This window comes from Streptomyces sp. NBC_00377 (assembly GCF_036075115.1).
GTDB lineage: Bacteria > Actinomycetota > Actinomycetes > Streptomycetales > Streptomycetaceae > Streptomyces.
On sequence record NZ_CP107958.1, the window covers coordinates 3,317,910 to 3,344,634 of the forward strand.

26 protein-coding genes and 1 pseudogene are annotated in these 26,725 nt (G+C 72.1%); 13 read left to right on the forward strand and 14 right to left on the reverse strand.

The window, feature by feature from the left end; all coding sequences use genetic code 11:
- Positions 1-94: 94 nt before the first annotated feature.
- The gene (locus tag OHS71_RS14815; RefSeq protein WP_328479848.1) at positions 95-1,318 is read left to right on the forward strand and encodes an MFS transporter; all 1,224 of its coding nucleotides are present in this window, start codon (positions 95-97) and stop codon (positions 1,316-1,318) included.
- A 100-nt stretch (positions 1,319-1,418) separates the two neighbouring features.
- Here OHS71_RS14815 and OHS71_RS14820 read toward each other — a convergent pair whose 3' ends face one another.
- On the reverse strand, positions 1,419-2,003 hold the full coding sequence (locus tag OHS71_RS14820; protein WP_328479849.1) for a suppressor of fused domain protein: 585 nt from the start codon (positions 2,001-2,003) through the stop codon (positions 1,419-1,421).
- A 521-nt stretch (positions 2,004-2,524) separates the two neighbouring features.
- Between OHS71_RS14820 and OHS71_RS14825 the strand changes: the two genes are divergently transcribed.
- Both OHS71_RS14825 and OHS71_RS14830 read left to right on the forward strand, forming a co-directional pair.
- Positions 2,525-3,655, forward strand: coding sequence for a magnesium and cobalt transport protein CorA (locus tag OHS71_RS14825; protein WP_328479850.1), 1,131 nt, complete (start codon positions 2,525-2,527; stop codon positions 3,653-3,655).
- 32 nt (positions 3,656-3,687) lie between these two features.
- Positions 3,688-4,206, forward strand: a complete 519-nt coding sequence (locus OHS71_RS14830; RefSeq protein WP_328479851.1) for a hypothetical protein — start codon at positions 3,688-3,690, stop codon at positions 4,204-4,206.
- A gap of 76 nt (positions 4,207-4,282) precedes the next feature.
- Here OHS71_RS14830 and OHS71_RS14835 read toward each other — a convergent pair whose 3' ends face one another.
- Positions 4,283-5,035, reverse strand: coding sequence for a hypothetical protein (locus tag OHS71_RS14835; protein ID WP_328479852.1), 753 nt, complete (start codon positions 5,033-5,035; stop codon positions 4,283-4,285).
- A gap of 202 nt (positions 5,036-5,237) precedes the next feature.
- Between OHS71_RS14835 and OHS71_RS14840 the strand changes: the two genes are divergently transcribed.
- Genes OHS71_RS14840 through OHS71_RS14850 form a run of 3 tightly spaced genes read left to right on the forward strand, consistent with a single transcriptional unit; the run spans position 5,238 to position 8,296 of the window.
- Entirely contained in the window at positions 5,238-6,533 is a 1,296-nt protein-coding gene (locus OHS71_RS14840; RefSeq protein ID WP_328479853.1) for a magnesium transporter MgtE N-terminal domain-containing protein, read from the forward strand.
- Complete coding sequence (locus OHS71_RS14845; RefSeq protein ID WP_328479854.1) at positions 6,523-7,119, forward strand: DUF1003 domain-containing protein; 597 nt, start codon at positions 6,523-6,525, stop codon at positions 7,117-7,119. Before OHS71_RS14840 ends, OHS71_RS14845 begins: the two co-directional genes overlap by 11 nt.
- Positions 7,120-7,162: 43 nt before the next feature.
- The gene (locus OHS71_RS14850; protein WP_328479855.1) at positions 7,163-8,296 is read left to right on the forward strand and encodes an Mrp/NBP35 family ATP-binding protein; all 1,134 of its coding nucleotides are present in this window, start codon (positions 7,163-7,165) and stop codon (positions 8,294-8,296) included.
- A gap of 122 nt (positions 8,297-8,418) precedes the next feature.
- Here the strand turns inward: OHS71_RS14850 and OHS71_RS14855 are convergent, their stop codons facing one another.
- The 5 genes from OHS71_RS14855 to sigE all read right to left on the reverse strand — a co-directional run bounded on the left by OHS71_RS14855 (position 8,419) and on the right by sigE (position 14,332).
- The gene (locus OHS71_RS14855) at positions 8,419-9,078 is read right to left on the reverse strand and encodes a hypothetical protein (RefSeq protein ID WP_328479856.1); all 660 of its coding nucleotides are present in this window, start codon (positions 9,076-9,078) and stop codon (positions 8,419-8,421) included.
- A 169-nt stretch (positions 9,079-9,247) separates the two neighbouring features.
- Positions 9,248-9,691, reverse strand: coding sequence for a sec-independent translocase (locus OHS71_RS14860; RefSeq protein ID WP_328479857.1), 444 nt, complete (start codon positions 9,689-9,691; stop codon positions 9,248-9,250).
- A 278-nt stretch (positions 9,692-9,969) separates the two neighbouring features.
- Positions 9,970-11,625 (reverse strand): trypsin-like peptidase domain-containing protein, encoded by a 1,656-nt coding sequence (locus OHS71_RS14865; protein WP_443047164.1) that lies wholly within the window; start codon positions 11,623-11,625, stop codon positions 9,970-9,972.
- A gap of 1,043 nt (positions 11,626-12,668) precedes the next feature.
- Entirely contained in the window at positions 12,669-13,619 is a 951-nt protein-coding gene (locus OHS71_RS14870; RefSeq protein ID WP_328479858.1) for an anti-sigma factor family protein, read from the reverse strand.
- Positions 13,616-14,332 carry an RNA polymerase sigma factor SigE gene (sigE, locus tag OHS71_RS14875; RefSeq protein WP_328484517.1) on the reverse strand — a complete coding sequence of 239 codons (717 nt, stop codon included), beginning with the start codon at positions 14,330-14,332 and terminating at the stop codon, positions 13,616-13,618. Before sigE ends, OHS71_RS14870 begins: the two co-directional genes overlap by 4 nt.
- Before the next feature lie 238 nt (positions 14,333-14,570).
- Here sigE and OHS71_RS14880 point away from each other — a divergent pair, with 238 nt between their 5' ends.
- Positions 14,571-15,269 (forward strand): O-methyltransferase, encoded by a 699-nt coding sequence (locus OHS71_RS14880; protein ID WP_328484518.1) that lies wholly within the window; start codon positions 14,571-14,573, stop codon positions 15,267-15,269.
- Positions 15,270-15,429: 160 nt separating this feature from the next.
- On the opposite strand, the gene OHS71_RS14885 is transcribed toward OHS71_RS14880, so the two are convergent.
- Entirely contained in the window at positions 15,430-15,597 is a 168-nt protein-coding gene (locus OHS71_RS14885) for a DUF3117 domain-containing protein (RefSeq protein ID WP_003966491.1), read from the reverse strand.
- 378 nt (positions 15,598-15,975) lie between these two features.
- Between OHS71_RS14885 and OHS71_RS14890 the strand changes: the two genes are divergently transcribed.
- Positions 15,976-16,767: an enoyl-CoA hydratase/isomerase family protein gene (locus tag OHS71_RS14890; RefSeq protein ID WP_328479859.1), complete on the forward strand. Its 792-nt coding sequence runs from the start codon at positions 15,976-15,978 to the stop codon at positions 16,765-16,767.
- Positions 16,768-16,917: 150 nt separating this feature from the next.
- On the opposite strand, the gene OHS71_RS14895 is transcribed toward OHS71_RS14890, so the two are convergent.
- Together OHS71_RS14895 and OHS71_RS14900 are read right to left on the reverse strand one after the other, a co-directional pair.
- Positions 16,918-17,502 (reverse strand): DNA-3-methyladenine glycosylase I, encoded by a 585-nt coding sequence (locus OHS71_RS14895; protein ID WP_328479860.1) that lies wholly within the window; start codon positions 17,500-17,502, stop codon positions 16,918-16,920.
- A complete protein-coding gene (locus OHS71_RS14900) occupies positions 17,499-17,855 on the reverse strand; it encodes a DivIVA domain-containing protein (RefSeq protein ID WP_328484519.1) in 357 nt (118 codons plus the stop codon). Before OHS71_RS14900 ends, OHS71_RS14895 begins: the two co-directional genes overlap by 4 nt.
- 130 nt (positions 17,856-17,985) lie before the next feature.
- On the opposite strand from OHS71_RS14900, the gene folP reads away from it, so the two are divergent.
- Entirely contained in the window at positions 17,986-18,846 is an 861-nt protein-coding gene (gene folP / locus OHS71_RS14905; protein WP_328479861.1) for a dihydropteroate synthase, read from the forward strand.
- A gap of 360 nt (positions 18,847-19,206) precedes the next feature.
- Here folP and OHS71_RS14910 read toward each other — a convergent pair whose 3' ends face one another.
- Positions 19,207-19,965, reverse strand: a complete 759-nt coding sequence (locus OHS71_RS14910) for a TIGR00730 family Rossman fold protein (RefSeq protein WP_328479862.1) — start codon at positions 19,963-19,965, stop codon at positions 19,207-19,209.
- 182 nt (positions 19,966-20,147) lie between these two features.
- A complete protein-coding gene (gene dapE / locus OHS71_RS14915; RefSeq protein WP_328479863.1) occupies positions 20,148-21,227 on the reverse strand; it encodes a succinyl-diaminopimelate desuccinylase in 1,080 nt (359 codons plus the stop codon).
- Between the two features lie 95 nt (positions 21,228-21,322).
- On the opposite strand from dapE, the gene OHS71_RS14920 reads away from it, so the two are divergent.
- The 3 genes from OHS71_RS14920 to OHS71_RS14930 all read left to right on the forward strand — a co-directional run bounded on the left by OHS71_RS14920 (position 21,323) and on the right by OHS71_RS14930 (position 23,627).
- Positions 21,323-22,360, forward strand: coding sequence for a heavy metal transporter (locus tag OHS71_RS14920; RefSeq protein WP_328479864.1), 1,038 nt, complete (start codon positions 21,323-21,325; stop codon positions 22,358-22,360).
- 308 nt (positions 22,361-22,668) lie between these two features.
- Positions 22,669-23,118 carry an ATP-binding protein gene (locus OHS71_RS14925; protein WP_328479865.1) on the forward strand — a complete coding sequence of 150 codons (450 nt, stop codon included), beginning with the start codon at positions 22,669-22,671 and terminating at the stop codon, positions 23,116-23,118.
- A gap of 380 nt (positions 23,119-23,498) precedes the next feature.
- On the forward strand, positions 23,499-23,627 hold the full coding sequence (locus OHS71_RS14930) for a hypothetical protein (protein ID WP_328479866.1): 129 nt from the start codon (positions 23,499-23,501) through the stop codon (positions 23,625-23,627).
- Between the two features lie 182 nt (positions 23,628-23,809).
- Here OHS71_RS14930 and OHS71_RS14935 read toward each other — a convergent pair whose 3' ends face one another.
- Together OHS71_RS14935 and fdxA are read right to left on the reverse strand one after the other, a co-directional pair.
- Complete coding sequence (locus tag OHS71_RS14935) at positions 23,810-24,907, reverse strand: bifunctional succinyldiaminopimelate transaminase/glutamate-prephenate aminotransferase (RefSeq protein ID WP_328479867.1); 1,098 nt, start codon at positions 24,905-24,907, stop codon at positions 23,810-23,812.
- Positions 24,908-25,026: 119 nt separating this feature from the next.
- Positions 25,027-25,347 (reverse strand): ferredoxin, encoded by a 321-nt coding sequence (gene fdxA, locus OHS71_RS14940; protein ID WP_030669097.1) that lies wholly within the window; start codon positions 25,345-25,347, stop codon positions 25,027-25,029.
- 140 nt (positions 25,348-25,487) lie between these two features.
- Between fdxA and OHS71_RS14945 the strand changes: the two are divergent.
- Positions 25,488-26,516 (forward strand): annotated as a pseudogene (locus OHS71_RS14945) (GNAT family N-acetyltransferase); the annotation flags it as partial.
- Positions 26,517-26,725: the final 209 nt, after the last annotated feature.

A 26,725-nucleotide genomic window follows, 5' to 3' on the forward strand; every position in this document is an offset into this window, starting at 1 on the left:
CGCCCGGAAGGCTTTACATGTAGCTTGCATTTATTAGGCGCCCTAACGTACTGTATGTATATACCAACCATCTTGCTGAGGGGTGAGGGGAACCATGGACACATTCGACGCGGGAGCGGGAAGCATCCTGCGGCAGCCGAAGGCGGTGTGGGCGACGGCCGGCGCGTCCGTCGTCGCCTTCATGGGCATCGGCCTCGTCGATCCGATCCTGCCGTCCATCGCCCAGGGGCTGGACGCCACGGCCGGCCAGGTCTCCCTGCTCTTCACCTCGTACTTCCTGATCACCGCCTTCGCGATGCTGGTCACCGGCTTCGTCTCCAGCCGTATCGGCGGCCGCCGGACGCTGCTGCTCGGCCTCGCCGTCGTCGTCGTCTTCGCGGGCCTCTCGGGCACCTCGGGCTCGGTCGGCGAACTCGTCGGCTTCCGCGCGGGCTGGGGCCTCGGCAACGCGCTGTTCGTCTCGACCGCCCTCGCGGTGATCGTCGGGGCGGCGGCCGGCGGCAGCGCGGCCGCCATCCTGCTCTACGAGTCGGCCCTGGGCCTCGGCATGGCCTGCGGCCCCCTGCTCGGCGCGGTGCTCGGCGACGCCAGCTGGCGCTACCCCTTCTACGGCACCGCGTTCCTGATGGCCGTCGGCTTCCTGTGCATCACGGTGTTCCTGAAGGAGCAGCCGAAGCCGGCCCGGAAGATCTCCCTCCTGGACCCGCTCAAGGCGCTCGGCCACGGCGGTCTCGCCTCCGCCGCGGCCTCGGCGTTCTTCTACAACTACACGTTCTTCACCGTGCTGGCCTTCACCCCGTTCGTGCTGGACATGAGCCCGTACAGGTCGGGGGCGGTGTTCTTCGCCTGGGGTGTGCTGCTCGCGGTCTTCTCGGTTCTCGTGGCACCGCGGCTACAGGCGCGGTTCGGCTCACTCAAGGTGCTCGGCGGCTCGCTGGCGCTGCTCGCCGTCGACGTGCTGGTCCTCGGTTACGGCGACCACACCACCGCGATCGTCTGCACCATCCTGTCGGGCGCGTTCATCGGCGTGAACAACACCGTCTACACCGAGTTGGCGCTCGACGTCTCGGACGCCCCGCGTCCGGTGGCCAGCGCCGGCTACAACTTCGTGCGGTGGTTCGCGGCGGCGGCCGCGCCCTACTTCGCCCCGAAGATCGAGGAGTGGACCGACATCCACGTCCCCTTCGTCGTCGCGGCGGTCACCGCGGCCCTCGGCGCGGTCGTGGTCGTCGTCCGACGCAAGGCGCTGACGCACGAAGCCGAGGAACTGGAGCCGAAGCACGCCACACAGGACGGCGTGTCGGTCTTCGCCGGCTGAGCCGAGGGGACCGACCGGGCCGCGCGAGCGGTCGGCACGTCAACTGACGGACGTTGGCCGGGCGTTGGTGACCTTCCTCACGAGGGCTTCGGTCGGGGCGTCAGTCGAGCGGGACGGATTTCCGGGACGGATCCCGGAGGTCCGTCCCGTTCGTCAGCCAGCGCTCCTGGAGGGCCTGGGCGCCGTGCACCCGCTTCCAGGCGGCCTCGTTGGGGGTCATGGGGAGCAGAGGCAGGAAGCGGACCGGGTCGAGAGGCTCGTCGAGGCCGAGGTCCTCGACCAGACCGCCCGGCTCGGCCACCAGGACCGAGGTGAACGGAGCCCCGGGCCACAGGGGCTCGCCCACGTCGAGGGAGCTGCCGGGGGCCACGACCGCGCCCTCGACCTGCGGGGACGCGGCGAGCACGGCGAGCGGCCTGAGCACCTTGTCGGTGTCGGCGGCGCCGGGCCGCACGGACAGCACCAGCTCGGCGCGCGGACCCTTCACCGGGTCGGCGAGCACCGCCGTCGGGTCACTCATCGGCTGCGCCGACATGCCCAGCGTGGCGTAGCGGACGAGGTCGCCCTCGTGGAAACGCAGCACCTCCAGGCGGTCCGTACCGAGGAAGGTGACCGCCGCGCGGGCGTCCGGTTCGCCCAGCGCGCTGCGCAAACGGGCCTCGACCAGAGGAAGAACTTCTGCCATGCGGCGAGCATAGAACTCGTCCGCGCGGGGCAAAGCAGCGCCTTGACACTTCAGTCGACTGCTACTCTTGCCCGGTAGTTCGGGGTAGCGCGCAGATGGGGTTCCCCCCAGGCTTTGAGGCACTGGGGGAGTCGCGATCTTGCCCCGACACAGACGAGACTCCCTTACGAGGGACCGGCTGGAGGAGGTGGGGCTGTCATGGATCGAAGTCACCCGTGCAGTACCACTCGCTCTTCCGGCCGCTGACGCAGCTGCTCCGGCTTCCCGGCCTCCGGCTGGTCGCCATCTCTCGCGCTCATCTTCATGCGGAAGAGCACTTCGTTTTGTTCTTTACCTGATCTGCCCGATCCATCCGGTCTGCCAGATCTCTCCGGTCAGATTCAGCAGCGAAGCTCGCCACCGCGACGGAGCGGTGCTCCCCGCTTTGTGGACGTGCCGACATCCCCAGCCAGGACGTCCTCATTCCGGGCAGTTCCACCCGTCGTGGCGGTCTTTCTTTGCTCGTCGCGAAGGAGCCTGCCATGTCGATGATCCGTGACCTCCGTGCCGTTGTCCGCCCCGCCCGCCCCTCCCTGCGCAAGGGGGGCGGGCGTACGGACACCGGCGCCTACGACACCACCCGCGACCCCGCCACGCCGTCGGCCGTCGTCGACTGCGCGGTCTACCGCGACGGGGCACGCGTCTCCTACACGCAGCCGCCGACCCCGCAGCAGGCCATGCGCCGGGTGCGGCGCGACGGAGGCTTCGTGTGGATCGGCCTGCACGAGCCGACCGAGGCCGAATTCGCCGGTATCGCCAGCGAGTTCGGACTGCACCCGCTGGCCGTGGAGGACGCCGTGCAGGCGCACCAGCGGCCCAAGCTGGAGCGCTACGACGACTCCCTCTTCACCGTCTTCAAGACCATTCACTACATCGAGCACGACCGGCTCACGGCCAACAGCGAGGTCGTCGAGACCGGTGAGGTCATGTGCTTCACCGGCAAGGACTTCTTCATCACCGTCCGGCACGGCGGCCAGGGCTCGCTGCGCGCGCTGCGCCACCGCCTCCAGGACGACCCCGAACTGCTCGCCAAGGGCCCCTCGGCGGTCCTGCACGCCATCGCCGACCATGTCGTCGACGGTTACATCGCGGTCGCGGACGCCGTGCAGGACGACATCGACGAGGTCGAGACGGAGGTGTTCTCGCCGGGCCGCAAGGGCACTCCGCGTGGCACGGATGCCGGCCGGATCTACCAACTCAAGCGTGAGGTACTGGAGTTCAAGCGCGCGGTGTCGCCGCTGCTGCGTCCGATGCAGCTGCTGAGCGAGCGGCCGATGCGGCTGGTCGACCCCGACATCCAGAAGTACTTCCGGGATGTCGCCGACCACCTCGCCCGGGTGCAGGAGCAGGTCGTCGGCTTCGACGAGCTCCTCAACTCGATCCTCCAGGCCAACCTGGCGCAGGCGTCCGTCGCGCAGAACGAGGACATGCGGAAGATCACGTCCTGGGCGGCCATCATCGCCGTGCCGACGATGGTGTGCGGGGTGTACGGCATGAACTTCGACTACATGCCGGAACTGCACTGGAAGTTCGGCTACCCGGTGGTCATGTCGGCCATGGTGGCGCTCTGTGTGGGCATCCACCGCACGCTGAAGCGCAACGGCTGGCTGTAAGTGCCCCGCCGCCGTCTCGCTAGGGTGAGCCCATGACAAGAGAGCTGCCGCTCGACCGGGCCCTCGTCGAGGAGGCCACCAAGAAGTCCGGCCTCGTCTGGGTCCGCGGCGACGGTGAACCGGCCGCGCGTGCGCTGTGGCACGTGTGGCACGAGGGCGCGGTCTGTCTGGTCGGCGACGGGCCCGGCGAGCAGCCGCTGACCGGGCTGGCCGAGGGCGGTTCGGCCGAGGTCACCGTGCGCAGCAAGGACAAGGGCGGCCGGCTGGTCTCCTGGACGGCGCGGGTCGTACCGCTGGCACCGGGCTCGCAGGTGTGGGAGGCGGCCGTCGGCGAGCTCAAGGGGAAGCGGCTGAACGCGCCCGACGGCGAGGCGATGACCGAGCGTTGGGCCCGCGAGTGCCGGGTGCTCCGCCTGGAGCCGACGGGGGCGACACTGCCCCTGCCCGAAGGGGATCTGGCGGCACGTCCGGTGCCCTCGCCCGCCACCACCCGTGAGCCGGCGCCGGCGGGGCTGCCGAAGCTGCTGCTGCGAAAGCGCAGACGCGCGTAGCCACCGCCACTCGCAGCCGGTCAGCCGGTCAGCCGGTCAGCCGGTCAGCCGGTCAGCCGGTCAGCCGGTCAGCCGGTCAGGATGTCGGGAGCTGCTTGCCGTAGTCCACCGTCTCGTCCGTCCCGGGCTCCTTCAGGGCGAAGTCCTTGCCCCAGGCGGAGAAGCTCAGCGTTCCGGCCCCTCCGGCGCGCTCCAGGAGCAGCGGGTAGGGCCTGCCCTCCAGCGACACGTCCAGCTTGCCGCCGGACCCGCCGCCGCCGGTGATCCGGATCGTGCGGACGCCGGACTGCTCGTGGTGACCGTCGGTGGCCAGTGTGCCGTGCAGCGTCAGCAGACCGTCGAGGAGGAGGTCCTTGTCCGTGAAGCCGCTGAACTTCTTGTACGAGGGGTCGCCCGTCGGCACCTTGACGTACTTGCCGCCGAGTTTGTCGCCGGCCGCCGTGTCCGAGCCGCCGTCGCCGGACTTGCCGTCCTCCTTGTTCCAGAACGCCGCGTCGGCCTTCAGGTACAGCTGCTCGCCGACCCGCAGCAGATGGAAGGTGGCCCCCTCCGCGGTGACCGACCCGGTGCCGCCGTCCGCCTTCAGCCGCATGTCGAGCTTGTACGTGTGCCCGCTGGTGACCACGCTGCCGGACAGCCGCACCGTGTCCACGCCACCGGCCGCCGCCTTGGTCCTCGCCTGGATCTGCGCCGGGGGCAGCTTGCCCACCCCGTTGGTGCCGGCGTCCGGGTCCTCACCGCACCCCGTCAGTCCCATGCCCACGACCAGTGCGCACATCGCGCTCACCAGCGAGGCCCGGCGAGTTCGGAACTGGGGAATCGCAGTCACAGAGAACGCTGCCTTTCTGCGGGGGTGTGCTGAGCGGCGTACGGCAGCGTACCGGGGCCGCGGACGGCGAACGGAGCCAGTCCGTCCGGACCCCCCACCAGGGCGGATCCGATCGGGACGGGCTAGCCTGAAGCCCGCACGAACGGGCAATTGGGAAAAGAACATCACCGGTGACAGCACTGGCGGACAAGGAGGTGCGGTCATGGCAGCGGGCGCTCCGCGGATCTTCGTGTCGCATCTCTCCGGCGTTCCGGTCTTCGACCCCAACGGAGACCAGGTGGGGCGGGTGCGCGAGCTGGTCGTCGTGCTGCGGGTGGGGCGGCGGCCGCCGAGGGTGCTCGGGCTGGTCGTCGAACTGTCCACGCGCCGCCGCATCTTCCTGCCCATGACCCGGGTGACCGGCATCGAGTCCGGCCAGGTCATCACCACCGGTGTGCTCAACGTCCGCCGCTTCGAACAACGGCCCACCGAGCGACTCGTCTTCGGGGAGCTGCTCGACCGGCGCGTCACGCTCGTCGAGACCGGCGAGGAGGTCAGCGTCCTCGACGTGTCGGTGCAGCAGCTGCCCGCCCGCCGCGACTGGGAGATCGACCGGGTCTTCGTGCGCAAGGGGAAGAAGGCGAGCGCCTTCCGGCGGGCGAAGGGCGAGACACTGACCGTGGAGTGGTCGGCGGTCACCGGATTCTCGCTGGAGGAGCACGGACAGGGGGCGGAGAGCCTCCTCGCCACCTTCGAGCAGCTGCGCCCCGCCGACCTCGCCAACGTTCTGCACCACCTGTCGCCGAAGCGGCGCGCCGAGGTCGCCGCCGCGCTCGACGACGACCGTCTCGCCGACGTCCTGGAGGAGCTCCCCGAGGACGACCAGATCGAGATCCTCGGCAAGCTGAAGGAGGAGCGCGCGGCGGACGTCCTGGAGGCCATGGACCCCGACGACGCGGCCGACCTGCTGTCCGAGCTGCCCGAGCCGGACCAGGAGCGGCTGCTGAGCCTGATGCAGCCCGACGACGCGGCGGACATGCGGCGCCTGTTGTCGTACGAGGAGCACACCGCGGGCGGGCTGATGACCACCGAGCCGATCATCCTGCGACCCGACTCCACCGTCGCCGACGCCCTCGCACGGGTGCGCAACCGCGACCTCTCCCCCGCCCTGGCCGCCCAGGTCTACGTGTGCCGCCCGCCCGACGAGACCCCGACCGGCAAGTACCTCGGTACGGTCCACTTCCAGCGGCTGCTGCGCGACCCCCCGTACACGCTGGTCAGCTCGATGCTGGACGAGGACCTCCAGACCCTGGCGCCGGACGCGGCGCTGCCGGTCGTCGCCGGGTTCTTCGCGACGTACGACATGGTCGCGGCGCCCGTCGTGGATGAGGCGGGCTCGCTGCTGGGCGCGGTGACCGTGGACGACGTCCTGGACCACATGCTGCCGGAGGACTGGCGGGAGACGGAGTTCCACCTCGACGAGGGCGAGACGGAGGGGGTGGGCCCGCATGACTCCTGACCGCGAGACGGGGCGGACCGAGCGCACCCCGGCCGGCGCCACGGCGACGAGCCGCCCCCGGGCCCGTCTGGACCAGCCGCGGCCGCCCCGGCACCGGATCCTGCCCGAGTGGGACCCGGAGGCCTTCGGGCGGCTGTCGGAGCGCATCGCCCGCTTCCTGGGCACCGGGCGGTTCATCGTCTGGATGACGGTCGTCATCATCGCGTGGGTGCTGTGGAACATCTTCGCCCCGCGCGATCTGCGTTTCGACAACTATCCCTTCATCTTCCTGACCCTGATGCTGTCGTTGCAGGCCTCCTACGCGGCCCCGCTGATCCTGCTGGCGCAGAACCGGCAGGACGACCGCGACCGGGTCAACCTGGAGCAGGACCGCAAGCAGAACGAGCGGTCCATCGCCGACACCGAGTATCTGACCCGGGAGATCGCCGCCCTGCGGATCGGTCTGGGCGAGGTCGCCACCCGGGACTGGATCCGCTCAGAACTCCAGGACATGGTCAAGGAGCTGGAGGAGCGGCGGGACGGGCACCGCGAACACGCCGTATTCCCGGCAGAACGGTCGCGGGGACGTGACGTAGAAGACCGGTGACGGGCTTACCGGCGCCCCCACGGGTCGCCGTACCATCGTCCTTATGGCTAGCGAAGACGCGGTGCGCGAGGCACTGGCGACGGTGAACGACCCCGAGATCAACCGGCCCATCACCGAGCTCGGGATGGTGAAGTCGGTGGAGATCGGTGGCGACGGAGCGGTCGCGGTCACGGTGTACCTGACGGTCTCCGGCTGCCCGATGCGCGAGACGATCACCCAGCGGGTGACCGACGCGGTCTCCCGGGTGGACGGCGTCACCCGGGTCGACGTCACCCTCGACGTCATGAGCGACGAGCAGCGCAAGGAGCTGGCGAACGCCCTGCGCGGCGGCCAGACCGAGCGGGAGGTCCCGTTCGCCAAGCCGGGCTCGCTCACCCGGGTGTACGCGGTCGCGTCCGGCAAGGGCGGCGTCGGCAAGTCGTCGGTGACGGTGAACCTGGCGGCGGCGATGGCGGCCGACGGCCTGAAGGTGGGCGTGGTCGACGCCGACATCTACGGCCACAGCGTGCCGCGCATGCTGGGCGCGGACGGCCGTCCTACCCAGGTCGAGAACATGATCATGCCGCCGTCGGCGAACGGCGTGAAGGTCATCTCCATCGGCATGTTCACCCCGGGCAACGCCCCGGTCGTCTGGCGCGGCCCGATGCTCCACCGCGCGCTCCAGCAGTTCCTGGCGGACGTGTACTGGGGCGACCTGGACGTGCTGCTCCTCGACCTCCCGCCGGGCACCGGCGACATCGCGATCTCGGTGGCCCAGCTGGTCCCGAACGCCGAGATCCTGGTCGTGACGACCCCGCAGCAGGCGGCGGCCGAGGTCGCCGAGCGGGCGGGGTCCATCGCCGTGCAGACCCACCAGAAGATCGTCGGCGTGGTGGAGAACATGTCCGGCCTGCCCTGCCCGCACTGCGGGGAGATGGTCGACGTCTTCGGCACCGGCGGCGGACAGTCGGTCGCCGACGGGCTGACCCGCACGACCGGTGCCACCGTCCCGGTGCTCGGCTCCATCCCGATCGACGTCCGGCTGCGCGAGGGCGGCGACGAGGGCAAGCCGGTCGTCCTGACCGACCCCGAGTCCCCGGCGGGCTCCGCCCTGCGGGCCATCGCCGGCAAGCTGGGCGGCAGGCAGCGCGGCCTTTCGGGGCTGTCGCTGGGAATCACCCCGCGCAACAAGTTCTAGGCCGTTCCCGCGCCGGCAGCGGGTCCGGTCCCCCGAACCTCCGTCTCCCGTCTCTCCGTGTCCGTGTACGACAGTGGGGGCGCCGTCCGTGTCGGACGGCGCCCCCACTGTCGTACGGCCGGTCAGGCGTACGTCTCGATGTCCTTGATCATGGCGAAGCCGAGACCGTACGCGCTCATGCCCCGCCCGTACGCCCCCACGTGCACCCCTTGCGAGGTCGAGCCGGCCAGCACCCAGCCGAACTCGGACTCGCGGTAGTGGAAGGGGGTCGGCACGCCGTCGACCGGCAGGGAGAGCGTCGACCAGTCCGCTCCCGCGAGGTCGTCGGCGAGGACCCACGCCGTCTCCGTCTGCTGGTCCAGCCAGTCGTCGCGCAGACTGTGGTCCATCTGGCCCGGCCAGGTGAAGGACAACAGACCCACCCCGGCGAGCCAGGCGGCCGAGGACACGGAGGTGGCCTCCAGTACGCCCGTGCCGTCCGGGCTGCGCCGTACGGGGTTCCCGGCGACGGTCACGACGACCGCGAACTTCCCGCGGTCCTCACCGGCCGTCTCGTGCCGTACGGAGGGCTCGTCGCCGTGTCCGATGGAACCGTGCTCGACGGCTCCGTCGGCAGCGGTGCCCACCTGCATCAGCCAGCGCGGCCCCGTGAAGGCCTCGTCGAGGCCGTACCAGGGGAAGGGTGCCTCCAAGTAGCGGTCGACCGCACGCCGGGCGGGGGGGACCTGCTGTCCACCCTCCGCGGCCGGCGTCTGCGCGACTGCCCGACTCGTCGTCTCCATGTGCCCGGACGCCTCCTCGTTCTCGACGGAACGACCGGCCCGCCCCCCTTCGGGCGTACTCGTCCGCTCCGCACAACAACCAGGCAGCATAGCCACCCCGCTCCGGCCTGCCGGGCAGCCGCCCGGCGCGTGCGGCGTGCGCCCCCTCACACCGGGGGGCGCGAGTGGCTCAGGTGGCGTCCGCGTCGAAGGGCGGACGGTCGTCCTTGCCGGACTCCTCGGGCTTCTTGGTCATGTCGATACGACCGTCCCCGGAGGACACCGCCGAGCCCGAGGCGGAGGTCTCCGTGTCGCGGCTGTGGACCGCGTCGGTGACCTCGGCCATCTCCTTCTTCAGGTCGAAGCCGTTGCGGATCTCCTTCAGCCCCAGCTCGTCGTTGTCCAGCTGCTTGCGGATGAAGGCCTTGGGGTTGAGGTCCTCGAACTCGAAGTCCTTGAAATCCGGCCCCAGTTCGCTGCGGATGTCCGCCTTGGCGCTCTCCGAGAACTCACGGATCTTCCGGACGGTGCGCATCACGTCCTGGATGACCTTCGGGAGCTTGTCGGGACCGAAGACGAGCACAGCGAGGACGACGATCGTCACCACCTCGAGCGGTCCTATGTCATTGAACACCTGAAGCTCCTTGCGATGTCCGCGGTCCTCGGCCCTCGGCCCTCAGTGGTCAGTTCGGGTCTTCCGTGGTCCGGGCCGGGTCCACGGTACCTGTAGCACCTGTCGGACCGGTACCGTCCGAAGGCGTCCCGGTAGGTGTACGCGACCGGTTTTCCGCGTTGTTTGCCTTGTGGGCCCTGGTTTCGGCGCCCGACCTGTGACGTTTCTGTCAATCGCCGGGATCGGGCCGGGAGCCCCGGGAAGGCGCGTTTCGCGCCGCACCGCCCGGCCGCGTCACATCAGCCGCCGCCGGACGAGCCGAGGACCAGGCTGAGGGTGCGTTCCCTGCCGTCCCGTTCGACCGTCAGAGCCAGCCGCTCGCCGGGACGGTGGGCGCGGGTCCTGACGATCAGTTCCTCGCCGGAGTGGACCCTTCGGCCGTCGACCGCCGTGATGACGTCCCCGGCCCGGATGCCGGCCCGGTCGGCGGGCCCGCCCGAGGTGACCGGGGACCCCGCCGTGTCGTCCGCCGTTCCGACCCGGGCGCCGTCACCCGCGTAGTCCATGTCGAGCATGACGCCGATGACCGGGTGGGTGGCCCTGCCGGTGTTGATCAGCTCCTCGGCGACGCGCTTGCCCTGGTTGATGGGGATGGCGAACCCCAGGCCGATGGAGCCCGCCTCGGCGGTACCGGAGTCGGTGCCGTCGTCGGCGGACCGTATGGCGGAGTTGATGCCGATGACATGGCCCTCCGTGTCGAGCAGCGGCCCGCCGGAGTTGCCCGGGTTGATCGGCGCGTCGGTCTGGAGGGCGTCGACGTACGACACGTCGCTCCCGTCCCCGCTCCCGCCGCCGGCGGTGACGGGCCGTTCCTTGGCGCTGATGATGCCGGAGGTCACGGTGCCCTCGAGGTCGAAGGGGGCGCCGATGGCGACCACCGGGTCACCCACCCGGACGTTGTCGGAGTTGCCGAGGTAGAGGGGCTTCAGCCCCTTCACCCCGGTCACCCTCACCACGGCGAGGTCATAGCCGCTGTCCCGGCCTACGACCTCGGCCCGGGCGGTCTGACCCCCGTTGAAGACGACGGTTATCCCGCCGTCACCCCCGGCGGGCTGCACGACGTGGTTGTTGGTCAGGATGTAGCCGAGCGAGTCGAGCACGAATCCGGTGCCGGTGGCGGACGCCTCGCTGCCGCCGACGTGCAGCGTGACGACGCCGGGCAGGGCGCGCGCGGCGATCGCGGCCACGCTGTCCGCGGGCCGCCCGGTGGGCGCGGCGGAGGCCTGCGGAAGCTCCACAGGGCGCAGCCCGCCGTTGCGCTCCAGATAGGCGCCCACGGCTCCGCCGAGCCCTCCGGAGACGAGCGCGACGGCCAGGGCTCCTCCGAGCAGCCTGTTCCGCACCTGCCGGCGCCGCTGCTCCTCGGTGGGTGTTCCCATGCCCGGGTACTGGAGGGGGCCGTCGACGTGTGTCCCTGGGTGCGTGGGCGGTGCGTCGGCGGCTCCGGCGAGAGGGGTGACCGACCAGGGGTCGTAGCGCCGCCAGGGATCGGCCGGAAGCGTCGGGGCGGCGTCCACCGCTGCGGCCTGCCCAGGGACCGAGGCGGACGCCGCGGACACAGGAGACGCGGCAGATACGGAGGACGCCGCGGACACGCCGGGACCGGCGGATTCCACCGTCGTCGGCAGCGTGACAGAGGCGGATACGGCCGGCGCGGTGCCGTGTGCGGCCGGTGCCGACGCAGGGCCGTGTGCGGCCGGGAGCGGAGCAGTGCCGTGTGCGGCCGGGACCGGAGCAGTGCCATGCGCGGCCGGGACCGAGGCGGGCGTCTGTGTCACCGCCGAGGTCGGAGGGGTTGGCGGTGTCGCCGCCCGAGCCGCAGGGGGAGCGGGCATCGCTGGGACCGGTGCGGGCACAGCGGTCAGCGCCGCAGCCGGGGCGGGCGTCGCTGTCATCGCCGGGTGCTGGACGGGTGGTGCGGGCGCCCAGGGGCCCGGTTCCCCGTACGGCGGGGTGCTGTAGGGGTCGGGATCGTGCAGAGGCTTGGGCCGCTCGTCGGCCGTCACCGAGGGCATCCCGACGAGAGCCGCTCCCCCGGACGGAACGGCGTCGGCCCGCCCGACCCCGTCGACCGGGGGATCCGGATCCGCCGGACCGGCGTGGCCCTCGTGGGCCGCCTGCCCGGCCAGGACCGTCCGGTCCGCCTCATCCACCTGATGGGGGGCCGGATCCGCCCGGTCCTGTTCCCCCTCCCCCGCCCGCACCTCGTGGGCCCTCAGGGGGGCTGCGGGTGACAGGGGTACCGCTTCCCCGAGAGGACGGCTCAGTTCGTAGTCGCCGTCACCGCATGCGCCGCCGTCAGTGCTGTCAGCGCCGCCACCGCGGCCGGCGTCGTCACCGCTTGCGGCGCTTCCGGCGCTCTCAGCGCTCTGGGCGCGACCGCCCGGCACCTCGACGTCGGCATCCGCACCCGTGGCATCACTGGCGGGCGTCGGCCGTGAGGGCCGGGCCAGTTCGAAGTCGCCCTCGGGCCCGGTGCCGGTCGACGGCGCGCTGTCCGGGGTCTCCTCGGAGGCGGGCGCCTGGGTCGGCTCCTGCGCCGGAGCCGCGGGACTTCGTGGCCCGGGGGACGCCTGCGGTCGGGGCCGGCTCCACCACTTCGCCCTCGTGGGCTTCCCCTCGTCCATGCTCTCCCCCACTCGAGCCGCCTCACCCAAGGGCCGCAGCGCCGAACCGGCGACACTTCGCCACCGGCCGGCGAACGCCGCCGTCGCGCCCGGCTGCGGGCCGGGCGCGGTCCTTCAGGGATTCAACCAGGTTCCCGGCGGAGCGGTGCCGGGCCCGCGTCAGCGGGCGCTCCGCGCGGAGGGGGAGGCGGTGGCGGGGACGGGTGCGGCGAGCAGACCGGGCCCGGTGGCCACGGGGGTGGCGGTCAGGTCGATCGGCGGGGTGGTCAGGGATTCAACCAGGTTCCCGGCGGAGCGGTGCCGGGCCCGCGTCAGCGGGCGCTCCGCGCGGAGGGGGAGGCGGTGGCGGGGACGGGTGCGGCGAGCAGACCGGGCCCGGTGGCCACGGGGGTGGCGGTCAGGTCGATCGGCGGGGTGGTGCCGAGCGGACGTATCAGCGGGGACATGACCGCGGCGCCGGCCACCATGGGCGAGGTGAGCCGGTGCAGGGCCTGCTCGACCGGACCGGCCGGGGAGGGCACACCGGGCAGCAGTGGCGCGGACACCGCGGTCGGCGCGGCCGGGGTGTCGCCGAGCTGGCCGCCCTGGGAGAGCAGCGGGCCTGCGGAGCGGCGACGCTGGCTCTCCGGTGTCGCGGCCGAGCCCGTCCCCGGCGTGCGGGCCGGTGTCACATTGCTTCCGGAGCCCGAGCCCCCACGGCTGTCCGCGGTGGTGTCGATCGGAGCGACGGTCGTCATACCGCCCAGTGCGATCGCGGCCAGCGAGACCGCGCCGGCGGCGACGAACGCGAAACGCATACCGCGCGAGCGCTCGACGTCATGACGGTCGCCACGGCCGACGGGGTGGATACGGAAGCCCCGGTCCGAGGCCGGTGACAGTACGGAACCGTGGCCGTGGGCCGGTACGTAGCCGAACTCGAACGGCTCGTCCCGGCGCGTTCCTCTCACTGAGAAGACCCCGTCGGCGAACCCGCCCCCGGGAAGCGGCGTACCACCGCCGTCCGGGTCACCTCCCCCGGGAAGCCCTTGGAGGCGGGCCAGGAAACTCTCGGAGGGGGCGGGCGGGGCGACCTCCGCGAAGACGTTCTTCAGCCGGCGCTGCGCGTCGACCTCCGACTTGCACTTGGCGCAGGTCGCCACGTGCGCGAGTACGCGCTCACGGGTGTCGTGACCGAGTTCGCCGTCCACGAGGGCGGAGAGCCGGTCTCCGAGGTGCTGCTCCGCGAGGAGCCTCTCGGCGGCGTTGTGTCGGGATCCACTCACGCGGTCGCGCCCCTTCCTCCTCCCAGAGCGGGAACGCGGGGCACGAAGGAGCGGCGCTCGGCGCGCGCTTCGGGTGAGCGGTGCGCGAGTGCCTTGCGCAGCTGCGAACGGCCGCGGTGGATGCGCGAGCGGACCGTGCCCAGCTTGACGCCCAGGGTCGCGGCGATCTCCTCGTAGGACAGGCCTTCGATGTCGCACAGGACGACCGCGGCACGGAACTCCGGCGCGAGGGTGTCGAGGGCCTGCTGGACGTCCGCGTCGAAGTGGGCGTCGTTGAAGATCTGCTGCGGGGTGGGCTCCTTGCTGGGCAGCCGCTCGGCGGCGTCGTCGCCGAGCGCGTCGAAACGGATGCGCTGCTTGCGGCGCACCATGTCCAGGAAGAGGTTGGTGGTGATGCGGTGCAGCCAGCCCTCGAAGGTGCCGGGGGTGTACGTCGACAGGGAGCGGAAGACGCGGACGAAGACCTCCTGCGTGAGGTCCTCGGCGTCGTGCTGGTTGCCGGTCAGACGGTAGGCGAGCCGGTAGACCCGGCCGCTGTGCATGCTGACGATCTCCTCCCACGTGGGCGGAGTCCACGCCTGCCCGTCCGCGTCGGTGGAGAAGGTCGCGGTCTGGGCGGGGCCGGCGGCGGTGCCGGCGGCCTGGCTGTGGTCAGCAGCGGCGTCGTTCACGGATTTCGGCCTGCCTGCCGACCCGAGAAAGCGCCGCAGCACTCCTCCCCGATCCACAAGCGCGGCCGCACCTCCCCTGTCGGCTCTGGTGGTGATGTCCAGTGGAGCCCCTACCATAGCCACCTCGCCCGTTAGCTCCGGATAAGCGGTTTTACGAGAAATTGATCTGTGCTGACACGGCTCATGCGGCTGCGTCAGGACTTGCTCGGCACCTGGTCCTCCGTCGTGATCCAACCGTGTCCCCCCGTTGTCGTTCCCACCCCTTCAAACGCGCGGTCCCATCTGCGGGTTCCCGGCGGCAACGGATACAGTCACGCCCAGGCATCCACGGGGACAGGAGAGGGTCATTACCGGCAACCGGCAGGCAAGCTGGGCGTTCGCCGACGCCTATGCCGCCGAGGACGAAGCGCTGCACTGGGCCCGTGACCGGGCACGTGAGGCAGGGCTGCGCTCGGTGTCGCCCAGCACGGGCGCCGCGCTTCGGATGCTCGCTGCCACCGTGGACGCGAAGGCGGTCGCGGAGATCGGTACCGGGACCGGCGTCTCCGGTATCCACCTGCTGTACGGGATGCGCCCGGACGGCGTCCTGACGACCGTCGACCCCGAGCCGGAGCACCAGCAGTTCGCCCGGCAGGCCTTCCGCGCCTGCGGCTTCGCCAGCAACCGGGCCCGGTTCATCCCCGGCCGCGCGCTGGACGTCCTGCCGCGCCTCGCGGACGCCGGCTACGACCTGGTCTTCTGCGACGGTGACCGGCTGGAGTTGCTGGAGTACCTCGCTGAATCGTTGCGCCTGCTGCGCCCGGGCGGCCTCGTCGTCTTCGAGGGCGTCTTCGCCAACGGACGCACGGTCGATTCGGGGCCGCAGCCCACCGAGGTGATAAGGATCCGCGAGCTGCTGCGGGCGGTGCGCGAGAGCCAGGAGCTGGTGCCGTCGCTGCTCCCGGTGGGCGACGGACTGCTGTGCGCGGTCAAGCGCTGAGCCCCGCCTTGTGCCGTACACGCCTCACGGGCATTTCGTGGGCGGCTCTTGGGCCTTTCGGGGCGGGCGGCAGCGGCGGCTCCCGGGACGGCTGACCAGACAACCGCTCCGGCACCCAGAAGGATGCCGGAGCGGTCGCAAGAGTAGGGTCGCTTGCGCGTCAGCCGACGACCTTCTTGAGGGCGTCGCCGAGCGCGTCGGCCTCGTCAGGGGTCAGCTCGACGACGAGTCGACCGCCGCCTTCGAGCGGAACGCGCATGACGATGCCCCGCCCCTCCTTGGTCACCTCGAGCGGGCCATCACCCGTTCGCGGCTTCATGGCCGCCATGCTCGTTCCCCTTCCTGAAACCAGCTCATCGCCAAAGCCGACGGCCCCTGGAGGGCAGCCGCGATCCAGCGTGGGACTCGCGACACCGGCATCGAACACATTGCTTCCAGGCCATTATCCCGCATCTCAGGACCCGATGACCAACATCAGTCGGCATCGCTTGGGCAACGCGCGCGAGCAAAACCACTCAATTCGGCGATGTGACTGCGATACTGCACCGCCGCACGGACTTCCGCGCACCGGAATCCCTCCCGAATTCTTTGACGCAGGTCACACGTCGCGTCCGGTCCCCGGACCGTGATCTCCGCCATGCTGTCCTCGTACACCGGACGTACTGACCAGTAGTACGCCGGAGCCGCGACACGGAGGGGAAACGCCATGGCCGACACCGTGCTCTACGAGGTGAGCGACGGGCTCGCGACGATCACGCTGAACCGCCCCGAGGCGATGAACGCGCTGAACATCGCGGCCAAGGTCGCTCTCCGGGACGCGGTCCGGGACGCGGCCGCGGACGACGCCGTACGAGCCGTCCTGCTGACCGCGGCCGGTGAGCGGGCGTTCTGCGTGGGACAGGATCTCAAGGAACACATCGGGCTGCTGGCCGAGGGCTCGCAGCAGGTGATGAGCACGGTCGCGGAGCACTACAACCCGATCGTGCGGGCCCTGACCGAGGCGCCGAAGCCGGTCGTCGCCGCCGTGAACGGGGTCGCCGCCGGAGCCGGCCTCGGTTTCGCGCTGGCGGCGGACTACCGCCTGGTGGCCGACACCGCGTCCTTCAACACCTCGTTCGCGGGGGTCGCGCTCACCGCGGACTCCGGCGTCTCGTGGACGCTGCCCCGGGTCATCGGTCCGGGCCGGGCCGCCGACCTGCTGCTCTTCCCGCGCAGCATCACGGCCCAGGAGGCGTTCGAGCTGGGCATCGCCAACCGGATCGTCCCGGCGGCCTCGCTGCGCACTGCGGCCGAGCAGCTGGCGCGGATGCTGGCCGAAGGACCGACGGTCGCCTACGCGGCGATCAAGGAGGCCGTCGCGTACGGGTTCTCGCACTCGCTCGCCGAGACGCTGGACAAGGAGGACGTGTTGCAGACGCGGGCGGGGGCCTCGGAGGACCACTCGATCGCGGTGCGCGCGTTCGTCGAGAAGGGGACGCCGAAGTACCTGGGCCGCTGACTTTGAGGCCACCGGGTCGACGGGGCCACTGGCCGTCGGGGCCACTGGACGTCGGGGCGGCGAGTGGTGCCGGGGCCGCGGTCGGGTCGTGACCCGTCGCGTGCTCGCGACGAAGCCCCCGTCGCGCCGCCCCGCTCGGCCCCACACTGCTCAGGCGGCTCTGCTGACGCAGCTTTCCAGGTGGTCGTCCACCAGCCCGCACGCCTGCATCAGCGCGTACGCCGTCGTCGGGCCCACGAAGCGCAGGCCCCGCTTCTTGAGGGCCTTCGACAGGGCCGTCGACTCCTCCGTCACCGCCGGGACGTCGGCCAGGGTCCTCGGAGCCGGGCGCCCCGCCGGGTCGGGGGCGTGCGACCAGATCAGCTCGTCGAGGTCGCCCGGCGCCCAGCCGGCCAGCACGCGCGCGTTGGCGAGGGTGGCGTCGACCTTGGCGCGGTTGCGGATGATGCCCGGGTCGGCGAGGAGGCGTTCACGGTCCTCGTCGGTGAAGACGGCGACCGAGGCGATCTTGAAGTCGGCGAAGGCGGTGCGGAAACCGGAACGGCGGCGCAGGATCGTGATCCAGGACAGGCCGGACTGGAAGGCCTCCAGGCTGAGGCGTTCGAACAGGGCGTCGTCGCCGTGGACCGGGCGGCCCCACTCCTCGTCGTGGTAGGTCACGTAGTCCGGCGTGGACAGGGCCCAGGGGCAGCGCAGCGCGCCGTCCGCGCCGGCCAGGGCGCTCCCGTCGCTCACTGGTGGTCCTCCGGGGCCGGCTTCTCCATGGAGACATGGCCGCCGCCGGCCGGGGTCCGGGCGCCGGCGAGGGCGGACTCCAGGTCGGCGATGCGGGCGTCGCGCTCGGCGAGTTCGGCGGCGACGCGGTTGAGGGCGTCGTCCACGTCGGCCATCCGGTAGCCGCGGACGGCCAGCGGGAAGCGGAGGAGGTCGATGTCGGACCGGTCGACCGGGCGGTCCGCGGGCAGCGGGTCGTGCAGCCGCTCGGGGGCGACCTCGGGCAGCGGGCCGGTGCCCTCGCCGCCGCCCACCACGGCGAGTGTCACCGCGGCGACCACGACGGCGAGCGCGATGACCAGGAAGAAGAACATAACCATCGGTGGGTCCCCACGCTCGGTGTGCTCGGAGTGGATGTGCTGGAGTCCGATCGTGCCATGCGGGTCCGGCGGTTAGGGTCGCAGGCGGTGGATGTGCGGAACGTACTAGGAGAGGTCACAGGCGATGCTCAGGCTGGGCAGGCGTGAATTCGGCGCGCACGAGCCGGTGATCATGGCGATCGTGAACCGGACCCCCGACTCCTTCTACGACCAGGGGGCGACCTTCCGCGACGAGCCGGCCCTCGCGCGCGTGGAGCAGGCGGTGGCGGAGGGGGCGGCCGTCATCGACATCGGCGGCGTCAAGGCCGGGCCCGGAGAAGAGGTCACGGCACAGGAGGAGGCGCGGCGCACCGTCGGCTTCGTGGCCGAGGTGCGGCGGCGCTTCCCGGACGTGGTCATCAGCGTGGACACCTGGCGGGCCGAGGTCGGCGAGGCGGTCTGCGAGGCGGGGGCCGATCTGCTCAACGACGCCTGGGGCGGCGTCGATCCGCGACTGGCGGAGGTCGCGGCGCGGTACGGGGCCGGGCTGGTGTGCACGCACGCGGGAGGCGCCGAGCCGCGCACCCGTCCGCACCGGGTGACGTACGACGACGTCATGGCCGACATCCTGCGGGTGACGGTGGGGCTGGCGGAGCGGGCGGTGGCGCTGGGCGTGCGGAGGGAGTCGATCATGATCGATCCGGGGCACGACTTCGGGAAGAACACCCGGCACAGCCTGGAGGCGACCCGGCGGCTCGGAGAGATGGTCGAGACGGGGTGGCCGGTGCTGGTGTCCCTGTCCAACAAGGACTTCGTGGGCGAGACGCTGGACCGGCCGGTCAAGGAGCGGGTGGTGGGGACCCTGGCGACCACCGCGGTGTCGGCGTGGCTGGGGGCGCAGGTGTACCGGGTGCACGAGGTCGCGGAGACCCGGCAGGTGCTGGACATGGTGGCGTCGATCGCGGGGCAGCGGGCACCGGCGGTGGCAAGGCGGGGACTGGCGTAGGTGGCGTGCCGGGGGCCGGCGCGGGTGGTGTGCCGGGGACCGGCGTAGGTGGCGTGCCGGGAGCCGGCGCGGGTGGCGTGCCGGGGACCGGCGTAGATGGCACGGCGTGGCCGGCGTAGATGGCACGCGGGACCGGCGTAGGTGGCACGGCGTGGCCGGCGTAGATGGCACGCGGGACCGGCGTAGATGGCACGGCGGGACCGGCGTGGTTTTCCTCGGCCTCGCCGCCCCTTCCGTTCCCGGCCCTGGGGCCATGCCCCCGGACCCCCGCTCCCGGCCCCGAAGGGGCCTCGCCCTCGGACGCCGGACGCCGGGGCGCCGGACGGGCCGGTCGTACCGCCCGGCGCCCGGGAGACACCGCTAGCGGCCCGCCTCCTTCGACACCAGGGCCACCGCCTCCTCCACGTCGTCCGTGACGTGGAAGAGGAGGAGGTCCTTCTCGGCGGCCTTGCCCTGGGCGATCAGGGTGTTCTTCAGCCAGTCGATCAGACCGCCCCAGTACTCCGTGCCGAAGAGGACGATCGGGAAGCGGGTGACCTTCTGGGTCTGGACGAGGGTGAGGGCCTCGAAGAGTTCGTCCAGCGTGCCGAGGCCGCCGGGCAGGACCACGAAGCCCTGCGCGTACTTCACGAACATCATCTTCCGCACGAAGAAGTAACGGAAGTTCAGACCGATGTCGACGTACGGGTTGAGGCCCTGCTCGAAGGGGAGCTCGATACCCAGCCCCACCGAGACACCGCCCGCGTCGGACGCTCCCTTGTTGGCCGCCTCCATCGCGCCCGGGCCACCGCCCGTGATCACGGCCCACCCGGCGTCGACGAGGGCGCCGCCCAGCCGTACGCCCGCCTCGTACTCCGGGGAACCCACCTGTGTGCGGGCCGAGCCGAACACGCTGATGGCCGGGGGGAGTTCGGCGAGGGTGCCGAAGCCCTCGATGAACTCCGACTGGATGCGCAGGACCCGCCAGGGGTCCGTGTGCACCCAGTCCGAGGGGGCCCGCTCGTCCAGCAGCCGCTGGTCCGTCGTGCTCGCCTGCACCTGATCGCGCCTTCGGAGGACCGGTCCCAGGCGCTGTTCGTCCGGTGGCTGCTTCTTGCCCTCGGGGTTCCCTGTAGCCATGGTGAGCTCCCTCCGTGATTCGGCCTCCCCGGCTCCGGCGTGGCCGGGACCCGGGGAAGTTCGTTCTCCACCTCAGCGTAGATCTACGCGGGTTACGGAGGGGGGACGTCGGCGTGTCCGCCGTGCAGCGCCGAAGGACCGAGCCTCCCCTCGGGCGGCGGGTCGGGCCGTCAGCCGGGCACTCAGGCCGTCAGCCAGGCCCTCAGGCGCTCCTCGCCGGCCAGGATCTTGGCCGTCTCCACGCGTTCGTCCCGCTTGTGCGCCAAGTGCGGGTTGCCGGGGCCGTAGTTGACCGCGGGGACGCCCAGTGAGGAGAAGCGACTCACGTCCGTCCAGCCGTACTTGGGCATCGGGGTGCCGCCGACCGCCTCGATGAAGGCCGCCGCGGCCGGGTGGGAGAGGCCGGGGAGGGCGGCGGGACTGTGGTCGTCGACCACGAACTCCGCCACCCCGCAGTCGGCGAAGACCTCGCGGACGTGGGCGACCGCCTCCTCCTCGCTCCGGTCGGGCGCGTAGCGGAAGTTGACGGTGACGACGCACTCGTCGGGGATGACGTTGCCGGCCACCCCGCCCGTGATGCCGACCGCGTTGAGGCCCTCCCGGTACTCCAGGCCGTCGATGACCGGGTAGCGCGGCTCGTAGGCGGCCAGGCGGGCGAGGATCGGGGCCGCCGCGTGGATGGCGTTGGACCCCATCCAGCTGCGCGCCGAGTGGGACCGCTCGCCCTTCGTCCTCAGCAGGACCCGCAAGGTGCCCTGGCAGCCGCCCTCGACCTGGCCGTCGGACGGCTCGAGCAGGACCGCGAAGTCACCCGCCAGCCACTCCGGGCGGTGCTCGGCGACGTGCTTGAGACCGTTGAGATCGGCGGCGACCTCCTCGTTGTCGTAGAAGACGAACGTCAGGTCGCGGTTGGGCGCCGGGACCGTCGCCGCGATGCGCAGCTGGACCGCCACCCCCGACTTCATGTCACAGGTGCCGCAGCCCCACAGGACACCGTCCTCGTCGAGCCGCGACGGGACGTTGCCCGCGATCGGGACCGTGTCGATGTGGCCGGCGAGGACCACGCGCTCCGCGCGGCCCAGGTTCGTGCGCGCGATCACGTTGTTGCCGTAGCGGTCCACCGTCAGGTGGGACAGCTCGCGCAGGACGGTCTCGATCGCGTCCGCGAGGGGCTTCTCGGCGCCGCTCTCGGAACGGAAGTCGACGAGCCGCGCGGTGAGCGCGGCGGCGTCCAGAGTGAGGTCAAGCGGGGTGTCGGCCATGCCGTCGACCCTAACGCGCCGGTCGAGCGCCCCCGCTTTTCCGCGCTGGGCGCAGGGGACTCCTGCTCCTCCATACTCTCCAGTACCTTGTACCCGTGCCAGAGCCGTCCCCCTCTCCCAAGCGCCGCGGCCGCCTCCTCCGGTTCGGGGCGGCCTGCGTGGTCCTGTCCGCTGTCGCCGGTTATGTCGTGGTGCAGTACGTCTCCGGCGGCACGGGGGATCCGGGGTGCCGGGTCGTCTCCGGCGGCCGGAATGGGGCGACGTACGAGTTCACCCCGGAGCAGGCGGTGAACGCGGCCACGATCACCGCCGTCGGCACCGACCGGGCGATGCCCGAGCGGGCCGTGGCCATCGCGCTCGCGACCGCCCTCCAGGAGTCGGGGCTGCGCAACCTCACCCACGGCGACCGGGATTCGCTCGGCCTGTTCCAGCAGCGGCCCTCGCAGGGCTGGGGCACCGTGAAGCAGGTCACGGACCCGGCCTACGCGGCGAACATCTTCTACGAGCACCTCGCCAAGGTCCGGGACTACACCGAACTGCCGCTCACCGTCGCCGCGCAGCGCGTGCAGCGCAGCGGCTACCCGGAGGCGTACGCCAAGCACGAACCGGACGCCACGGTGCTGGCCGCCGCCCTGACGGGGACGTCGCCGGCCACGCTGACCTGCAACGGCCGCACGGACACCACGTCGAAGGCCACGGGTCCCGACGCGGTGCGGGCGGCGCTGGTCCGCGACTTCGGGCGGGACGCTCTCCGGCAGGCGGGCGGCACCGGATCCGCGGCGCGGGGAGCCTCGTCCTCCGCCGCCTCCTCGGGCGGCGCCGGCGCGCGGTCCGGCGCCGGCTCCGGCGCGCCGACGGCCGGAAGCGGAGGGCGGACCCTGACGCTGCCGGTGACCGAGGACACCACCGCCGGTGGGCGCAGCGCCGGCGAGCGCGGCTGGCAGCTGGCGCACTGGGCGGTGGCCAACGCCTCGGCGCTGCGTATCGAGCGCGTCTCGTACGCGGGCCGGGAGTGGGTCGCCGGCAACACCGACAGCCGGTGGCGGGCGACCGCTGCGACCACGGCGGAGGCCGCCGGGTCCACGGGGGCGGGCGGCGGCGCCGACAGCGTACGGATCGTCACCGCGCAGTAGTACGGGTCCTCACTCGGTCGGGTCACGTGCGGGTCCCCCCGACGGCCGAGTGCTCAGGTTTTCGCGCCGTCACCCCTGTGACCGGCGAGACCCTTGCGAACAAAGGGCTGTGAGGGTTTGACGGACTTTCACACCGGGCGGTTTTTGCCCGCTTTTATCCGCAGCCGATAATGCGACGCATTGCCAACTCTTTACGTCGGCCGTGCGCAACCTTCGCGGGCTTCGAGCGGTAGTCACTGCGTCCGGGCCCGGACAGACAGTCACAGCAGTCAAAGACAGTCCTTGTTCTCTCCCGTCGAAGGAGCATCATGACCCTCCCCCTGACCCGCCGGATCGCCCGTGCCGCGCTGCTCGTCGCAGCAGGAGCGGCCGCCGGGGTCGGTGCGGCCGGCTCCGCGAGTGCGGCTCCCAGCCTTCCCGCCGCTCCGAACCTCGGCGGTCTGACCGCCCTGGACGCGGCGGGCGTCGGCAACACCGTCGAAGGCGCGACGCAGAACGTCACCGGGCTCGCGGGTGAGGCCGGCGGCAAGGCCGTCGAGCAGGCGGTGCCGGCCGCGGGCAAGACCGGCGGCAAGGCCGTGAAGAAGGCGACGCCGACGGCTCAGAAGACGGCCGGCAAGGCGGCGGGCTCCGCCGGGAACCTCCTCGGCGACACGGCGTCCACCGCCACGAAGGGCGGACTGCCCACGGACTCGCTCACCAAGGGCGGGCTGCCCGGCGCCGAGACCCTGCCGGTGAAGGGCCTGCCGCTCGGCTGACGCCAGCGGCCCACCAGCCGGTGACGGGGTCCAGGGAATTCCCTGGACCCCGTCTCGCTGTGCGCGGTGCTGTGCGCCGGCCGGCGCGGCGGTCGCCCCGGTCGCCGCCGCGCGGCCTGCGTGAGGCCCCTGGGCCCCACCACGGAGATCGCCCAGGCCGGCGCCGCTGCCGGCCCTCTCCGGACCCGTAGGCCGCCGAGCCGACAGGGCCGCTGCCGCGGCACCCGCCGGGCACCGTCAGCGGCGCGCGGACCCTCGGCACGGCGGGCGCCGTCACCCCCGGTGACCGGCGTCGCCCGGTCGGCAGCATCGGCCGGGTCGGCAGCATCGGCCGGGTTGGCAGCATTGGCCGGGTTGGCAGCATCGGCCGGGTTGGCAGCATGGGCCGGGTCGGCGGCGTCGGCACGGCGGGCGCCGTCACCCCGGTGACCGGCGTCGCCCGGGTCGGCAGCATCGGCCGGGCCGGCCCGGCCGGCAGCGTCGGCACGGCGGGCGCCGTCAGCCGATGACCGGCGTCGGCCGGATCGGCAGCGTCAGCCCGGTCGGCAGCGGCGACCAGGTCGGCAGCATCGGCCAGACCGGCGACATCAGCCCGGTCGGCCGGGTTGGCAGCATCGGCCCGGCCGGCGGGGTCGGCCGGGCCGGCCCGGCAGCGTCGGCCCGGTCGGGGCCCGCGGCCGACTGCGGTCGGCTAACGGGCGAGTCTTGCGACCGCCGCTGCGATCCGCTCGTCGGTCGCCGTCAGGGCCACGCGGACGAAGGTGTCGCCCGCCTCGCCGTAGAAGTCGCCCGGGGCCACCAGGATGCCTCGGTCCGCCAGGTGGGCGACCGTGGTCCAGCAGGACTCGTCCCGGGTGGCCCACAGGTACAGGCTGGCCTCGCTGTGTTCGATGCGGAAGCCGTGGGACAGCAGCGCCTCGCGCAGCGCCGTGCGGCGGGCAGCGTAGCGTTCGCGCTGCTCACGGACGTGGACGTCGTCACCCAGGGCCGCGACCGCCGCCGCCTGCGTGGTCGCCGACGTCATCATGCCGCCGTGCTTGCGGATCTCCAGCAGCGGCGCCAGGACGGCCGGGTCGCCGGCCAGGAAGGCCGCCCGGTAGCCCGCCAGGTTCGACCGCTTCGACAGGGAGTGGACCGAGACGATGCCCTCGTAGGAGCCGCCGTTGACGTCCGGATGCAGGACCGAGACCGGATCGGCCTCCCAGCCGAGCTCCAGATAGCACTCGTCCGAGAACAGCAGGACGCCGTGCTCGCGGGCCCAGGCCACGATCCGGGTCAGCTCGTCCTTGGAGAGCACCCGGCCCGTGGGGTTGGACGGCGAGTTGAGCCAGAGGAGCTTCAGCCCCTCGGGGTCCAGGTCCGTCGGGTCGTCGTAGACCTCGTACGAGGCGCGGGCCAGACGGGCGCCGACCTCGTAGGTCGGATAGGCCAGGCGCGGGTGGGCGACCCGGTCGCCGGGGCCGAGGCCCAGCTGCGTGGGGAGCCAGGCGACCAGTTCCTTGGAGCCGACGATCGGCAGTACGTGCCGGTGGGTCACGCCACGGGCGCCGAGCCGCCGCTCCACCCAGCCGGTGATCGCGTCGCGCAGCTCGGGCGTGCCCCAGACCGTCGGGTAGCCGGGCGAGTCGGCCGCGTCGATCAGGGCCTTCTGGATCAGCTCGGGGACCGGGTCCACCGGGGTGCCGACGGACAGGTCGACGATGCCGTCCGGGTGGGCGGAGGCCGTCGCCTTGTACGGCGCCAGCTTGTCCCAGGGGAAGGTGGGGAGACGGTCGGAGACTGCGGACACGGCTTCTGGCTCACTTTCTGTACGGCAGCGGCCCCCAGCGGCGAAACGCCTCGGCCCCGCACGGCGATCTGAGGCGATCAGGCCGTACGGGACCGAGGAAGCGCGATCGCGGGCCGCGCTTACTGGTTCTGCGGCGGCAGCGCGGCGATGAAGGGGTGGTCGCGCTCGATCAGACCGAGCTTGCTTGCTCCGCCGGGCGAGCCGAGCTCGTCGAAGAACTCGACGTTCGCCTTGTAGTAGTCCTTCCACTCCTCCGGAGTGTCGTCCTCGTAGAAGATCGCCTCGACCGGGCAGACCGGCTCACAGGCACCACAGTCGACGCATTCGTCCGGGTGGATGTACAAGGACCGCTGGCCCTCGTAGATGCAGTCGACCGGGCACTCTTCGATGCACGCCTTGTCCTTGACGTCGACACAAGGCTGCGCGATGACGTAGGTCACGCTGTCGTTCCTCCTCGATAGGGCGCTGGCGGGCCTCTTCAGGCTCCGCCGCCTGGCGCGCGGGAGCGCGGCGTCGTCGATGCCCACCTCTAGTATCTCCGTTCCTGGGCATGATCCGAACAGGAGGGGTGAACTGACCTGTGGAAATCTCGGCCGCCGGACGCCTCGAGGTCCGCATCACCGCTGCTGACGTGGGCAAACGCGTCTCCGTGCGATGCTTGACCGAGGGTGGTGTCCCCGGGGGGAAATTCACCGACACGGTCGGTGTTCTCACATCATGGGACGACGATGTGCTGGTGATCACACGGAAGGGCGGGGAGAGCGTCCGCGTTGACGCATCCTCGCTGGTCGCCGGGAAGGTGGTCCCGCCCGCCCCCGCCCGCCGCCGGGGCCCGGCCGCCGGTTACGAGGAGCTGGCCCAGGTCGCCTCGCGGGCCTGGCGTCCGCTGGAGAGCGCGCGACTGGGCGGGTGGGAGCTGCGGGCATCGGCCGGGTTCACACGGCGGGCCAACTCGGTGCTGCCGCTCGGCGCGCCGGGCGTCCCGCTCGACGCGGCCCTGGACTTCGTACGGCAGTGGTACGGCGCGCGGGGGCTGCCCGCCTATGTGCAGACCGCGACGGGGGCCGAGGGCACCCAGGAACTGCTCTGCGCGGAGCTGGAGGTACGCGGTTGGGAGCGTGAGGTGACCGCCGAGCTGTGGGTCGGGGCGCTTGCGCCGCTGGCCGACCGGGCGGAGGCCGAGGAGGTGGTCCTTGCCCGGGAGGCCGACGAGGCGTGGCTGGCCCGGTATCAGCGCAAGGGGGTGAGCGAGGTCGCCCTCAAGGTGCTGGGAGGGGGGTCTCCCCGCTCGGGCGAGGCCGAGAGCGGGGGCGGGCCGTCGGTGTGGTTCGCGTCCGTGCCCGGGGGCTCCGGCGGCGCTCCCGCCGCCATCGGACGGTGTGTCGTGGACGGGCGGTGGGCCGGCTTCGCGGCGGTCGAGGTCGATCCGGCGCGGCGACGGCAGGGGCTGGCCGGCCTCGTGATGGCCGCGCTGGCCCGGCGGGCGCTGGCGGAGGGCGCTTCGGCGGCCTGGCTACAGGTCGAGGAGGACAACGCGGCTGCCCGGGCGCTGTACACGGGTCTGGGCTTCACAGCCCATCACGCGTACCACCACTACCGCGAGCCCGCGCCTGGGTCCCCGCCACGATCCACATCGGGATCCGCGTCGCGTTCTTCGCCGGAAACCGCGCCGGAGGCCGCCGCGCCTACCTCGCCCGGGGCCACGGCCGGGCCCGTGTCGGAACCTTCGCCGGAGGCGCCCGCGCCTCCCTCGCCCGGGGCTTCGCCGGTGTCCGCGTCGGAGCCTTCGCCCGAGGTCTCGTCGGAGGCAGGGTCGGA